The sequence below is a fragment of the Microbacterium sp. NPDC019599 genome (assembly GCF_040632175.1).
Classification (GTDB): domain Bacteria; phylum Actinomycetota; class Actinomycetes; order Actinomycetales; family Microbacteriaceae; genus Microbacterium.
The window spans coordinates 23,449-36,548 of the sequence record NZ_JBEYBL010000006.1 but is presented as its reverse complement, the minus strand read 5'-3'; the positions used below and the strand labels follow the sequence as shown (position 1 = coordinate 36,548).

The following is a 13,100-nucleotide window of genomic DNA, read 5'->3' as shown; positions in this document are numbered from 1 at the left end:
CGATAGCAGACCCCCGGGGCGGAGGCGGATGCTGTGCGCCCGGCGCCGCACGCCGGCGCACAGCATCCCGCCCTCAGTCGTTGAGCGTGCGCTCGAGCATCTGGGCGCCGTGCCGCCACCCGACGGTCTCGTAGCCGACGACCACGACGACGGGGGAGCACGCGATGAGGAGGATGCCGACCCCGAGCGACGCCCCGAGCGCGACGGCGGCCACGGCGATCGCGAGGACGGCGATGACGCCCAGGTAGAGCCAGATGTGGAACGGATCCACCTGCATCACGAGCAGGGCGTACAGCACGAAGAGCAAGGTCTCGAACAGCAGCACGGGGATCGCGATGGACAGGGCAGCGAACGTCGCGTCGACGTGGGCCTCGCCGCCGATGACGTAGGCCGCGACGTGCAGCCCCGCGCCGACCGCGACGAGCGATCCGAACAGGAGGATCTGCAGGTACCCCCATGCCCACCCGCGGGTCCGGTGCCGGTCGAGGACGAGCCCCCAAGGGATCGCGAAGTAGATCCACCACATGCCGAAGACGAGCACCGTGCCGCCGAGGGCGACGAGCGCGGTCTCGAGCGACCAGCCCTGATCCTCGAACACGGCCGAGATCGCGAGGATCGTGCCGAGGATGACCTCGCCGAGCGTGATGATCACGAGGAGTCCGTAGCGCTCCGCGATGTGGTGCGGATGCCACGGCGTGCGGCCGAACTTCAGCTCGGCGAACAGAGGCCCCGCCAGCTCGAAGAGAGTCAGGATCGTCGTGAAGACGAGAGTCGTGCCGACCGGCAGGTTCAGGAAGATGAGGGCGATCCAGCCCACCTGTGCGATCGAGATGTTCACGGCGTACGCGATCGCGGTTCGGCGGCGCTGCGGGTCGTCGCGCGCGACCCGAAACCACAGTGAGACCGTCGCGATGCGCATGATGACGTAGCCCGCGACCATCACGCCGTTGTCGAGGTAGACGCCCTCGTCGAGCGAGTGGAAGACGGACGGCACGCCGAGGGCGACGACGATGACGCCGATCATGATGACCATCGTCGCGATGCGGAAGTACACGTCATCGGTGTCGTAGGCGGAGGCCAGCCACGAGTAGTTGATCCAGGCCCACGCCACGGCGAACGTGCAGAACCAGCCGGCCATGAGGGCCGTCGTCACGTGACCGAGCTCGAGCACATGCGCCATCTGCGAGCCGATCTGGCTGAACGCGACGACGAACACGAGGTCGAAGAGCAGCTCGAGCGGCGTCGCCGCCCGGTGATGCTCGTGAGGATCGCGGCCCGTCATCCGGGCGTAGACGTGATTCACGCTCATGGGGGGAAACTACCGGCTCCCAGCATGCGGCAGCGCGCCCGGTCTCCGCCGTCCGTGACTCCCGCGGCGTAGGCTGGGGCGGTGCCAGCAGTGAATCTCGGGATGCCGAAAGTCCCCGAAGTACTCGCTCCCCGACGCAAGACCCGCCAGATCAGGGTGGGCAAGGTGCTGGTCGGAGGCGACGCGCCGGTCAGCGTCCAGTCCATGACGACGACCCCGACGACCAACATCAACGCGACGCTGCAGCAGATCGCCGAGCTCACGGCGTCGGGCTGCGAGATCGTGCGCGTGGCCGTCCCGTCGCAGGACGACGCCGACGTCCTGCACATCATCGCGGCGAAGAGCCAGATCCCGGTCATCGCCGACATCCACTTCCAGCCGAAGTACGTCTTCCAGGCGATCGACGCAGGCTGTGCGGCCGTGCGCGTGAACCCCGGCAACATCCGCCAGTTCGACGACAAGGTCGGCGAGATCGCCGCCGCCGCGAAGTCCGCCGGCGTGTCGCTGCGCATCGGCGTCAACGCCGGGTCGCTCGACCGCCGCCTCCTCGAGAAGTACGGCAAGGCCACCCCCGAAGCGCTGTGCGAGAGCGCCGTGTGGGAGGCGTCGCTGTTCGAGGAGCACGACTTCCACGACTTCAAGATCTCGGTCAAGCACAACGACCCCGTCGTCATGGTCAAGGCGTACCGCCTCCTCGCCGAGCGGGGCGACTGGCCGCTGCACCTCGGGGTGACCGAGGCCGGACCCGCCTTCCAGGGCACGATCAAGTCCGCCACGGCGTTCGGCATCCTCCTCTCGGAGGGCATCGGCGACACGATCCGCGTCTCGCTGTCGGCTCCGCCCGCGGAAGAGGTCAAGGTCGGGCACCAGATCCTGCAGTCGCTCAACCTGCGCGAGCGCAAGCTCGAGATCGTCTCGTGCCCGTCGTGCGGGCGCGCGCAGGTCGACGTCTACTCGCTCGCGGATGCTGTCACCGAGGGCCTCAAGGACATGACGGTGCCGCTGCGCGTGGCCGTCATGGGCTGCGTCGTCAACGGCCCGGGCGAGGCCCGCGAGGCCGATCTCGGCGTCGCCTCAGGCAACGGCAAAGGCCAGATCTTCGTCAAGGGCCAGGTCATCAAGACGGTGCCCGAGTCCGAGATCGTCGCGACCCTCATCGAGGAGGCGAACCGCATCGCGGCCGAGCAGGGGCCCGACGCACCCGTCGGCACGGCCCAGGTCGTCACGGCCTGACCGCCTGACATGGGGACCGTCTTCGAGGGGATCGACGAGAAGCTCGCCCGGTGGATCGGGCGTCAGCCGATGTTCTTCGTCGCGACTGCGCCGCTGGCGGAGGATGGCCACGTCAACGTCTCGCCGCGCGGCCTCGACTGCTTCAGCGTGCTCGACGCGGGCACCGTCGCGTGGGTGGACCTGACCGGCTCGGGCTCCGAGACGATCGCGCACCTCCGTGAGAACGGCCGCATCTGCGTCATGTTCGCCTCGTTCGGCCAGCAGCCGCGCATCCTGCGCCTGCACGGACGCGGGCGGGTCGTGCTGCCGGGCGATCCGCTCTTCGACGACGTCGTGGCGCGGCATCCCTCTCTCCTCGGCCCGCGCGCCGTCATCGTCGTCGACATCGACCGCATCGCCGACTCGTGCGGCTGGGGCGTGCCTCGCATGGAGCTCGTCGACGACGGCGAGCGGGGGATCATGGGCCCCTGGGCCGAGAAGAAGGGGCCCGAGGGCCTCTCGCGCTACCGAGCCGACAAGAACCTCACGAGCCTCGACGGGCTGCCGGCGCTGACCCTCGACGAGGTCTGAGCGCCGTCGGGTCTGTCGGTCGCGGCGGATCAGGAGTAGCATCCGCCCGTCAGCGCTTCCTCGGGGGTGCATCGGGGCGCCCGCGTACGGGTGGCGCGAGGGGGCTCGACGATGGGCATTCGCACTGGCCGCAGGACGATCGCGCTCTCCACCGCCGTCGCGGTGGGTGCGGGACTGGCATTCGTCGGAGGGGGTCCCGCCGTCGCGGGGCACGGGTCGTTCCCGGTGTCTTCGGGGATCTATCGCATCCCGTACGAGGACGGCACCGACATGGTGGTCTCCAACGACCATCACAACCACGGCAGCCCCACACCCAACCAGGGCAACAACCGCTTCGACCTCGTCGCGGACGATCCGCCCGCGACCGTGGTGGCCGCTGCATCCGGCGTCGTCATGGCGATCGTCGACATCCACGGCGACTCGGACGGGCTGGGCGACGGTCTCGATGTCAACGGCAATTCGGGCCAGCTGCTGTTCGACGGCGTGACCGTGCACGCGGACGCCCTCGAGCACAGCTGTCAGGACTTCGACGAAGACGTCGACGACGACGACATCCTCGACGCAGGCGAGGACCTGAACGGGAACGGCTCCCTCGACTCGAGCCTGCCGAACTCCGCCGTCATCGGGCTCTGCCAGAACTACAACAACTACATCTGGATCGCGCATCCCAACGGCGAGTGGTCGAAGTACACGCACATGGAGACGGGCTCGATCACGGGAGCGCCGGGCAACCTCTCCGTCGGCGACACGGTCCTCGTGGGCGACCCGCTCGGGATCGAGGCCGACATCGGCCGCGCGACAGGAAGGCACCTGCACCACGAGATCGCCCTGCCCGACGACCCGACCGATCCGACGCCGTTCGACGGCCCCTTCATCGCGCGGGCGATCCCCGGCGGCGGCAACGAGGACCCCGGCGGCACGGGCATCATGGGCTTCTATGCCGGAGGATTCATCGACGGCACCAACGTCGTGCCGATCGTGTGCGACATCCCGGACAACACGTACGTCGACGGCGACACGAGTCCGGGCAACAACGCCTTCACCGCCAACCCCTGCACGAACACCGCGCCCACCGCGGACGCCGGCGGGCCCTACGTCGTCGACGAGGGCTCGACCGTGCAGCTCGACGGCACCGGCAGCAGCGACCCCGAGAACGCGATCCTGTCGTACTCCTGGTCGCCTGCGACGCACCTCGACGATCCGACCAGCCCTGCACCGAGCTACGACGCGATCGACGACACGGTGGACGTGCTGACGCTCACGGTGAGCGACATCGGCGGCGACGTGACGGCGGCGACGGCGCTCACGGACGACGACGACACGACGGTCACCGTCCAGAACGTGCCGCCCACCGTCACGGCCGTCGGCGACGCGATCGCTGAAGCCGGTACGGCGACCGTGACGGCGACCTTCACCGACCCGGGGACGCTCGACACGCACACTGCGACGATCGACTGGGGTTACGGTGAGCCGGCCGAGGTCGTCGACGCGGCCGATCTGGCGGGTGGGATCGAGCACGTCTACGGCGATGACGGCGACTTCGATGTCACGGTCACCGTGACCGACGACGACGGCGGCGTCGGCTCCGACACCGTCGTGGTGGGCGTGTCGAACCTCGACCCGGAGGTCGATCTCGACGTGTCCGGGCAGGTGTCCTTCCCGGGCGGTGACTACTTCGTCGTGGGCGCCGGAGAGGACCTGCCGCTGTCGGCGACGGGCGAGGACCCCGGCTCGGACGACCTGACCTTCTCCTGGAGCACGGGCGAGGTCAACACCCACTTCAACGACGGTGCGGCCCCGGATCCCGACCTGAGCCCGGAGGGCGTCTTCCCCTTCCTCGCGGCGGACGACGTCATCGCCGTCTCACCGAACCCCGGCGTCCAGCTGCTCGAGCTCACGCTCACGGATGACGACGGCGGCCTGGACTCGGTCGACGCCGGCGCGATCGTGACGGGAACGGCCGACGACGCCCGCAGCTCCGGATGGTGGAAGCACCAGTACTCCGGCAAGGGCGCGCCCCACATCGACGCCGACACGGCCCAGGCCTACCTCGACATCGTCGACGCGGTCTCGTCCGTGTTCGCGGAGGAGACGGATGCTGCGACCCCGGCTGCGGCGCACGCCGTGCTGTCGCCGACCGGGGACGACCGCCGCGCCCGCGCGACCGCCGAGCTCCTGCTGGCGTGGCTGCAGTTCGCGAGCGGTGCCGTCGAGTACGGCGCCGACGTGCCGCTGCAGGGCGCGGACGAGGCGTTCCTGGACCTCATGTTCCGGGCGGAGGAGGTGATCCTCGACGCGACGTCGACGCGCTCCGAGCTGCAGGCGATCGAGCGCGACCTCGCGCGGGTCGTCCACGCGGACTGACGTTCGAGGCCGAACCGCGGGTCAGCCCGCGCCGGTCGGCTCGTAGTCGAGGTCGTTGGTGATGACGACGACATCGACCCGGGCATCGGCTTCGCGGGCGTTCAGGACGAGCGTGTGCTCGCCCGGTGTGAGGGTCACCTCCCACGGATCGCAGTAGTGCAGCTCGAACGTCCCGCCGCAGCGGAGGCTGATCCGGTCCCACGTCCACTGCTTGTGCACGACGCCCTCGCCCTCGAAGTAGTCCCAGATGTCGGGCGTGGAGCCATCCATCACGACGACGAAGGAGTCGTTGAAATCGGTCCGGGTGGGATCGGCGGGCTCGGGCTGCGACACGCGCGCCCACACGACGTATGTCCCGCCGGACGCGTCGAACTCGAAGCGCGCAGCCCCTCTGTCCGAGGCCGCCGAGATGTAGGCGCCGCCCGAGGCCGTCGGGTCCGAGCGGGCGGCGATCGTCTCGACGAGGCTCGCGTCCTCAGCCTCGAACCTCAGGACATCCACGGACGACGTCGTCGTCGGGTCGGGGGCGGAGGTGTTCGTGGGGTCGGCGACGGCACTCGGGGTCGAGGGTGCCGGCCACCAGGGCGAGAGGGGGAACACGATCATCCCGACGCCCACGAGGGTGAGGACGAGCCCGGGCGGACCCGAGACGCCGAAACCGCCGAGCTTCGCCTCGGATCGGCTCTGCTCGTCCCCTCCTCGGGCGCGGATCAGCATCCAGACTCCCGCGGATACGAGCGCGGCTCCGGCGACGATCATGATGACCTGACCCACGGTCATACGCCGACCGTAGCCGGTCCGCCCGGGGAGCGGAATGCACCGCCCTAGACTTGTCCCTCGTGGTCACCCGTCTGTCGCATTTCTTCCTCCGCACGCTCCGTGAAGACCCCGCCGATGCCGAAGTCACGAGCCACAAGCTGCTCGTCCGAGCCGGCTACATCCGCCGTGCCGCGCCCGGCATCTTCACGTGGCTGCCGCTGGGCCTGAAGGTCAAGGCGAAGATCGAGGCCGTCATCCGTGACGAGATGACGAACGCGGGCGCCTTCGAAGTGCACTTCCCGGCCCTCCTGCCGCGCGAGCCGTACGAGGAGTCGGGCCGCTGGACGTCGTACGGCGACGGGATCTTCCGCCTGCAGGACCGCCGCGGCGCCGACTACCTGCTCGCGCCGACGCACGAGGAGATGTTCACGCTGCTCGTGAAGGACCTCTACTCGTCATACAAGGACCTGCCGCTGACGATCTACCAGATCCAGGACAAGTACCGCGACGAGGCTCGCCCCCGCGCCGGCCTCCTGCGCGGTCGCGAGTTCACGATGAAGGACGCGTACTCGTTCGACTACACGGACGAGGGGCAGGATGCCTCGTACCAGGCGCAGCGCGACGCCTACGAGCGCATCTTCCAGCGGCTGGGGCTCGAGTACGTCATCGTCGCGGCGGACAACGGGCTCATGGGCGGTGCGCGCAGCGAGGAGTTCCTCCACCCGACCTCCGTCGGCGAGGACACCTTCGTGCGCTCGGCGGGAGGCTATGCGGCCAACGTCGAGGCCTACACGACGACCGTGCCCGACACGATCCCGTTCGAGGGTCTCCCGGTCCCCGTCATCTTCGACTCGCCGAACACTCCGACGATCCAGACGCTCGTCGACCACTCCAACGCTCATCTCGAGGCCCCCGCGCCCGGCGTCGCGGGCCCCGCGACCGACGGCGTCACGGAGTGGACTGCGGCGCACACGCTCAAGAACGTCGTGCTCGCTCTCACGCATCTCGACGGAACGCGCGAGCTCGTCATCGTCGGCGTCCCCGGGGATCGGGATGTCGACGACAAGCGCGTCGAGGTGGCCTTCGCTCCGGCATCCGTCGAAGCGGCGACCGAGCAGGACTTCGAGGACAACCCGCTTCTCGTCAAGGGCTACATCGGGCCCTGGTCCGAGACCGGCCCGATCCTGGGCGAGGAGTCGGCGACCGGCATCCGGTTTCTGCTGGACCCCCGCGTCGTCGACGGCACGGCGTGGGTGACGGGCGCCAACATCGACCAGATGCATGTGCACTCGCTCGTCGCGGGCCGTGACTTCACGGGCGACGGCTTCGTCGAGGTCGCCTCGGTGCGCGAGGGCGATCCCGCTCCCGACGGCTCGGGTCCCGTCCACCTCGCACGCGGCATGGAGATCGGGCACGTCTTCCAGCTCGGACGCTTCTTCGCCGAGACGCTGGGCCTGAAGGTCCTCGACGAGAACGGCAAGCTCGTCACCGTCACGATGGGCTCGTACGGCATCGGCGTCACGCGCATCCTCGCGATCCTCGCCGAACTCAACAACGACGCCAAGGGCCTTGTCTGGCCCGAGTCCGTCGCGCCGTTCGACGTCCACGTCGTCGCGACGGGGAAGGATGCCGCCGCCTACGAGCTCGCCGGATCGCTGTCCGCCGACCTCGAGTCCGCGGGCTTCGACGTCCTCTACGACGACCGGCCCACGAAGGTCTCGCCCGGCGTGAAGTTCGCCGACGCGGAGCTCATCGGCGTCCCGCGCATCCTCATCGTGGGCCGCGGCGCTGCCGAGGGCCAGGTCGAGTTGTGGGACCGCCGTTCGGGCGACCGCGAGGTGCTCCCGGCGGCCGAGGCCGTCGCCCGCATCACCGCCCGCTGAGCTGCTCGCTGCCGCCGGCCGCGCTGCCGCCGGCCGCGCTGCCGCCGGCCGCGGGAGGAGAACCGACGGGCGGAGGAGGGAGGCTGCATCCCGGCCCTCCCCTCGTCCGTTCGCCTCCCTCCGTGCCGGGCAGGGGAGGAGCGACGTTCTCGCGCCTCAGCCGTCGGACCTCGTCCCGCCGGATGCCGTCGAGCCGACGAGGGCGCGGAGTTCGGCGTTGATGCGCTCGGACTCCTCGAGCAGGCGCAGGAGCTGGGCCGTCGAAGCCAGCGCGAGGGGCGGTGCCGCGTCCACCGCGGGCCCGGCATCCGCGGGCCTGGCATCTGCGGGCCCGGCCGCGGCGCTCGTCCCGGCGCTCGTGCCGACCCCCGCACCCGCCGTCACGGCGCCCGATACCGAGCCGGCCGCGAGTCCCTTGGCCGTGTGGTCGGCGGTGACCGGCGGGAGGGCGGGCGCCGCCGTGGCGGCGGTTGCCGCGGCATCCTTCTCCTCCTCGTGCGCGGCAGCCGCATCCTTGCCGGGGCCCAGGAAGAGGTTCGCGAGGTAACCCGTGAACGTACCGAAGATGCCGACGCCGACGACGATGATGAGCGTGCCGATGAGCCGGCCGGCGTTGGTGACGGGGAACTGATCGCCGTAGCCGACGGTCGAGATCGTGACGATCGTGTACCAGAGGGCGTCCGAGGCCGTCGTGATGTTCGCACCGTCTGCATCCTCCTCGATGTAGAGGATCGAGATGCTGCCGAACTCCAGCACGAGGATGCCCATGAGCAGCAGCGTCATGAGGGCGCTGTTGGCGCGGTCGTGGATGATCGTGTTCCACAGCGTCCGCGGACCGACGTCGCGCATGAGCCGGATGACGCGCCACAGCCGGAACACCCGCAGCACCTTCAGCTGCGGGAACCACAGACTCGCGAGGAGATCGGCCCATCCGAAGCCTCGGAAGAAGTAGTGGCTCGCCGACGGCGCCGTGACCATCCGGTAGATGAAGTCGCCGAGGAAGATCGCGCTGAAGAGCGCATTCATCACCCAGAGGATGAGCTGCAGCGCCTCGCTGCCTTGCATGAAGGCCATCAGCACGAGGTTGGCGATCGAGAGCACCGACAGCGCGCCGATGAAGATCTCGTAGGAGATGTTCTTGAGCTCGGACTTGGGCTTCCTGACGCGTGTCCTGGCCATGATCGGACTCCCGGTTAGGGGCCGCCCCTCTCGGCAGCCGGCGGCACCAGTATGGCGCCGCCCGACAAGGGCGTGGAGGCGACCTCACCCGCGACGGGGCGTTCCGCGCGCGACACCGCCCGTTCACCGCGCGGTCGCCCGCTCGTTCCCGCGCGTGACCAGGCTGGTCGCCGACCCCGAGAGTGAGGACGCTTCGTGACCATCATCGAGAACTCCCGCCGATCGCTCCCTCTGGCGGACCACGCCCGAGGCAAGCGCTCGGCGGTCACCTGCCAGCTCAAGTGCGCGAACGCCTGCCTGCACCCGGTGTGCAACACCTCCGCCAACGAGACCTTTCAAGAGGTCGCGGCGGCCGCTTTCTCGCGTCGCGCCCTCCTCGGCCTCGGCGCCGCGGGCGCCGTCGCGCTGACGGCGGGCGTCCTGCGCGGGGGAGCGCCGGTCTCTGCGCCCGGTGCTGCGGGCGCCGCCGGATCGGGCGTCGCCTTCGCCAAACCCGGGACGGCGGGCCTCGCCTTCCAGCCGATCGCGCCGGTCGCGGCATCCGTCGACGCCTTCACGGTGCCGGAGGGCTTCACGTGGCAGCCGATCATCCGGTGGGGCGACCCGCTCTTCGCGCGCACGCCCGCGTTCGACATCGCGGCGCAGACGCCGGCGGCCCAGGCGGAGCAGTTCGGCTACAACTCCGACTACCTCGACATCGTCGCCGACCCGAGCGGAAAGACCGGCGTCCTGGTCAACAACCACGAGTACGTCAACCCGAACATCATGTTCCCGACGGCCGCGACGACCCCCGCCGAGAAGCAGGTGCGCGGCGACATCTACAAGGCGGCGCAGGGCCTCTCGATCGTCGAGGTGACCCGCAGCGCCGTCGGGAAGCCGTGGTCGTACGTCCGCGGCGGCAGGCGCAACCGCCGGATCACCGTCGAGACCGTCTTCGAGCTGACGGGACCCGCTGCGGGCGCCGCCTCGGTCAAGACGGAAGGCGACCCCGAGGGCCGCTGGGTACGCGGAACCCTCGGCAACTGCGCGGGCGGCACGACGCCGTGGGGCACGATCCTCTCGGGCGAGGAGAACTTCAACGGCTACTTCGCGTGGGCCGCCGACACCCCCGAGCAGAAGCGGTACCAGTCGACGTCGTCGACCACGACCTCGACGGGCTGGGAGGCGTACGACCCGCGCTTCGACGCGCACAACCCCGGCTACGTCAACGAGCCCAACCGCTTCGGCTACATCGTCGAGATCGATCCGCAGGACCCGAACTCCACGCCCAAGAAGCACACCGCGATGGGCCGCTTCAAGCACGAGGGCGCCAACGTCATCGTCGCGGAGGACGGCCGGGTCGTGGCGTACATGGGCGACGACGAGCGCAACGACTACCTGTACAAGTTCGTGTCGAAGCAGAAGATCTCGGGCTCGCGCAAGAAGAACCTGACGCTGCTGTCGGAGGGCGACCTCTACGTCGCGAGGTTCCGCGGCGACTCGCCCGCCGCCGAGATCACGGGCACGGGCAAGCTCCCGTCCGACGGCGAGTTCGACGGCAGCGGCGAGTGGATCCCGCTGACGCGCAATGGCCGCAGCGTCGTCCCGGGCTTCACGACGGAGCAGGTGCTCGTCTTCACGCGTCTGGCGGCGGATGCTGTCGGCGCGACGAAGATGGACCGTCCGGAGGACGTCGAGCCCAGCCCCAAGACCGGCAAGGTGTACGCCGCGCTCACGAACAACTCCACGCGCGGCGGCGCGGCGAGCCCCGTCGACGAGCCCAACCCGGTGACCGGCAACCGCTACGGCCACGTCATCGAGCTGACCGAGACGGCGGGTCAGGCGGGGACGAGCTTCGCGTGGAGCATCCTGCTCGTGTGCGGAGATCCCGCCGTCTTCGAGTACACGTACTTCGCGGGCTTCCCGAAGCAGCTCGTCTCGCCGATCTCGTGCCCCGACAACGTCGCCTTCGACTCCGAGGGCAACCTCTGGATCTCGACCGACGGCGCGCCGAGCACGATCGGCTACAACGACGGACTCTTCAAGGTCGCGCTCGAGGGACCGAACCGCGGTCGTGTCGAGCAGTTCCTCGCCGTCCCGCGCGAGGCCGAGACGTGCGGCCCGGTCATCCACGACAGCGAGGGCCTCGTCTTCGTCGCGGTCCAGCATCCCGGTGAGAACGGGACCTTCGCCGCCCAGACGTCTCTCTTCCCGGACTACGGCTCGACGGCGCCCGGCGCCGTGCCGAACGCGCCCCGCCCCTCGGTCGTCCAGGTCTACCGCAGCTGAGCCCACGAGGCGGCGCGGGATGAGGCATCCCGCGCCGCCGGCAGACTCAGGCTGTGATGCGGCCGTGGTCCATCGTGTCGTCGGGTGTGTCGCGCGTGACGAGGGACTTCACCATCTTCGCCGCCATCATGATCCGGCCCTCGCCGGGCTCCCAGTACTCCGCCTCGACCGGTGTGACGCGCAGCAACGCGATGTCCGGAGTCTCGAGGCCGTCCTCGAACCAGATGTCGAGCGATGGCGAGTACAGCGCCTCCATCTTCGCCCGATCATGCACGATGCGTGCGGTGCCCGCGACCGAGACGAACCGCATGCCCTTGGCGTCGATGTACGACAGCGACACGTCGTGATCGGCCTCGACCTCGTCGGCCTTCTTCGAGCGGTCGGACGCGAAGAACCAGATATCGCCGTCGTCGTCCATCTGGCGCGTGCTCATGGGGCGCCCCACGAGGTTGCCGCCGGCGTCGACCGTGGTCAGCATCGTGAAGTCGATGTCCTCCACGAGCTCCTTCATCCGTGCGCGGGCCTCGGCTCCTGTCACTTCAGTCATGGATCCGAGGCTCGTCCACCGGACGGATACGGGGGAAGGGCTTGACACACGCCGCCTCCGCCCCGCGGCCGCTGGATTCAGAGGTGGGCGTAGCGGGCGCGGAACCCGCAGAAGACGCCGTACGCGATGAACCCGGCGCCGACGACGCCCGCCAGGACCGGTCCGAGCGGGAGCGCGAGGATCGCGCGGACGGCGCCGTCCAGACTTCCCGCCGCATCCGGGTCGATACTCACGGCCGCCACGACGAGGATCACGCCCAGGACGAGGAGGGCGAGCCCCTTCGCGACGAAACCCGCGACGCCGAGCGCGCGGATCCAGGCTCCCAATGCGCCGTCGGGCACGTCCACGGGCTTCTCGAAGCTCTGTCGCACACCCATGACGACGAACACCACCCCGCCGACTCCGATCCCGAGGCCCACTGCCGCCAGCACGAAGGGACCTCCCGGGATCGAGAGGATGCCGCGACTGGCCCCCTCGGCCACCTGCTCGGTGTCGGGCCGGGCGCCGATCGCGACCGCCGCCGCGAGCGTGCCCAGCGCGAGGAAGACGACCGCCTGTCCCCATTCCGCCAGCCGCCGTCCCCATTTCTTCGCGGAACCGGTGGCGTCGCCGCGCGGATCGTAGGCGAGCAAGCCTGCCGCGGCATGCCACGCGCCCAGCGCCCACAGGGAGATCGCGAGCGCCCACAGCGCGGCGAAGCCTGCCGGAGCCGCCGCGACGGCCTTGAAGGCGCCGGCCTGATCGCCTTCGCCGTCTCCGCCGAACGCGATCACGAGCACGATGACCCCGACGAGGGCATGGACGATGCCGTTCGCGACATACCCGGCGCGCGCGAGGAAGCGCAGCGCGGGGCTGGCGGCCGCCTTGCGGGCCGCGCGCTTCGCTCCGGTCCTGACCGTCGTGTCCGGGCTCACTCGGACGAGCCTACGAAGGCGCGTGTTCGACGCGCGAGGGCTTGACGAGCCCCGGGTCGGCGCACATGTCCGAG

The 13,100-nt window shown here is 69.9% G+C and carries 10 protein-coding genes; 5 read left to right on the top strand and 5 right to left on the bottom strand.

What is annotated here, in order from left to right; all coding sequences use genetic code 11:
• Positions 1–73 precede the first annotated feature (73 nt).
• Entirely contained in the window at positions 74–1,309 is a 1,236-nt protein-coding gene (locus tag ABZ477_RS11835) for a low temperature requirement protein A (protein ID WP_360132818.1), read from the bottom strand.
• An 81-nt stretch (positions 1,310–1,390) separates the two neighbouring features.
• Between ABZ477_RS11835 and ispG the strand changes: the two genes are divergently transcribed.
• The 3 genes from ispG to ABZ477_RS11820 all read left to right on the top strand — a co-directional run bounded on the left by ispG (position 1,391) and on the right by ABZ477_RS11820 (position 5,476).
• Positions 1,391–2,542, top strand: coding sequence for a flavodoxin-dependent (E)-4-hydroxy-3-methylbut-2-enyl-diphosphate synthase (ispG, locus tag ABZ477_RS11830; RefSeq protein WP_360132815.1), 1,152 nt, complete (start codon positions 1,391–1,393; stop codon positions 2,540–2,542).
• Between the two features lie 9 nt (positions 2,543–2,551).
• Positions 2,552–3,112, top strand: coding sequence for a pyridoxamine 5'-phosphate oxidase family protein (locus ABZ477_RS11825; RefSeq protein ID WP_360132812.1), 561 nt, complete (start codon positions 2,552–2,554; stop codon positions 3,110–3,112).
• Positions 3,113–3,223: 111 nt separating this feature from the next.
• A complete protein-coding gene (locus ABZ477_RS11820; protein ID WP_360132809.1) occupies positions 3,224–5,476 on the top strand; it encodes a PKD domain-containing protein in 2,253 nt (750 codons plus the stop codon).
• A gap of 21 nt (positions 5,477–5,497) precedes the next feature.
• Here the strand turns inward: ABZ477_RS11820 and ABZ477_RS11815 are convergent, their stop codons facing one another.
• Complete coding sequence (locus ABZ477_RS11815; RefSeq protein ID WP_360132806.1) at positions 5,498–6,256, bottom strand: hypothetical protein; 759 nt, start codon at positions 6,254–6,256, stop codon at positions 5,498–5,500.
• Positions 6,257–6,315: 59 nt separating this feature from the next.
• Between ABZ477_RS11815 and ABZ477_RS11810 the strand changes: the two genes are divergently transcribed.
• On the top strand, positions 6,316–8,118 hold the full coding sequence (locus ABZ477_RS11810) for a proline--tRNA ligase (protein WP_360132803.1): 1,803 nt from the start codon (positions 6,316–6,318) through the stop codon (positions 8,116–8,118).
• Positions 8,119–8,274: 156 nt separating this feature from the next.
• Here the strand turns inward: ABZ477_RS11810 and ABZ477_RS11805 are convergent, their stop codons facing one another.
• Positions 8,275–9,297: an ion transporter gene (locus ABZ477_RS11805; protein WP_360132800.1), complete on the bottom strand. Its 1,023-nt coding sequence runs from the start codon at positions 9,295–9,297 to the stop codon at positions 8,275–8,277.
• 195 nt (positions 9,298–9,492) lie between these two features.
• On the opposite strand from ABZ477_RS11805, the gene ABZ477_RS11800 reads away from it, so the two are divergent.
• Positions 9,493–11,565 carry a PhoX family phosphatase gene (locus ABZ477_RS11800; RefSeq protein ID WP_360132797.1) on the top strand — a complete coding sequence of 691 codons (2,073 nt, stop codon included), beginning with the start codon at positions 9,493–9,495 and terminating at the stop codon, positions 11,563–11,565.
• Between the two features lie 46 nt (positions 11,566–11,611).
• On the opposite strand, the gene ABZ477_RS11795 is transcribed toward ABZ477_RS11800, so the two are convergent.
• Together ABZ477_RS11795 and ABZ477_RS11790 are read right to left on the bottom strand one after the other, a co-directional pair.
• On the bottom strand, positions 11,612–12,112 hold the full coding sequence (locus ABZ477_RS11795; protein ID WP_360132794.1) for a pyridoxamine 5'-phosphate oxidase family protein: 501 nt from the start codon (positions 12,110–12,112) through the stop codon (positions 11,612–11,614).
• Between the two features lie 77 nt (positions 12,113–12,189).
• Positions 12,190–13,026, bottom strand: coding sequence for a DUF1206 domain-containing protein (locus ABZ477_RS11790; protein WP_360132790.1), 837 nt, complete (start codon positions 13,024–13,026; stop codon positions 12,190–12,192).
• Positions 13,027–13,100: the final 74 nt, after the last annotated feature.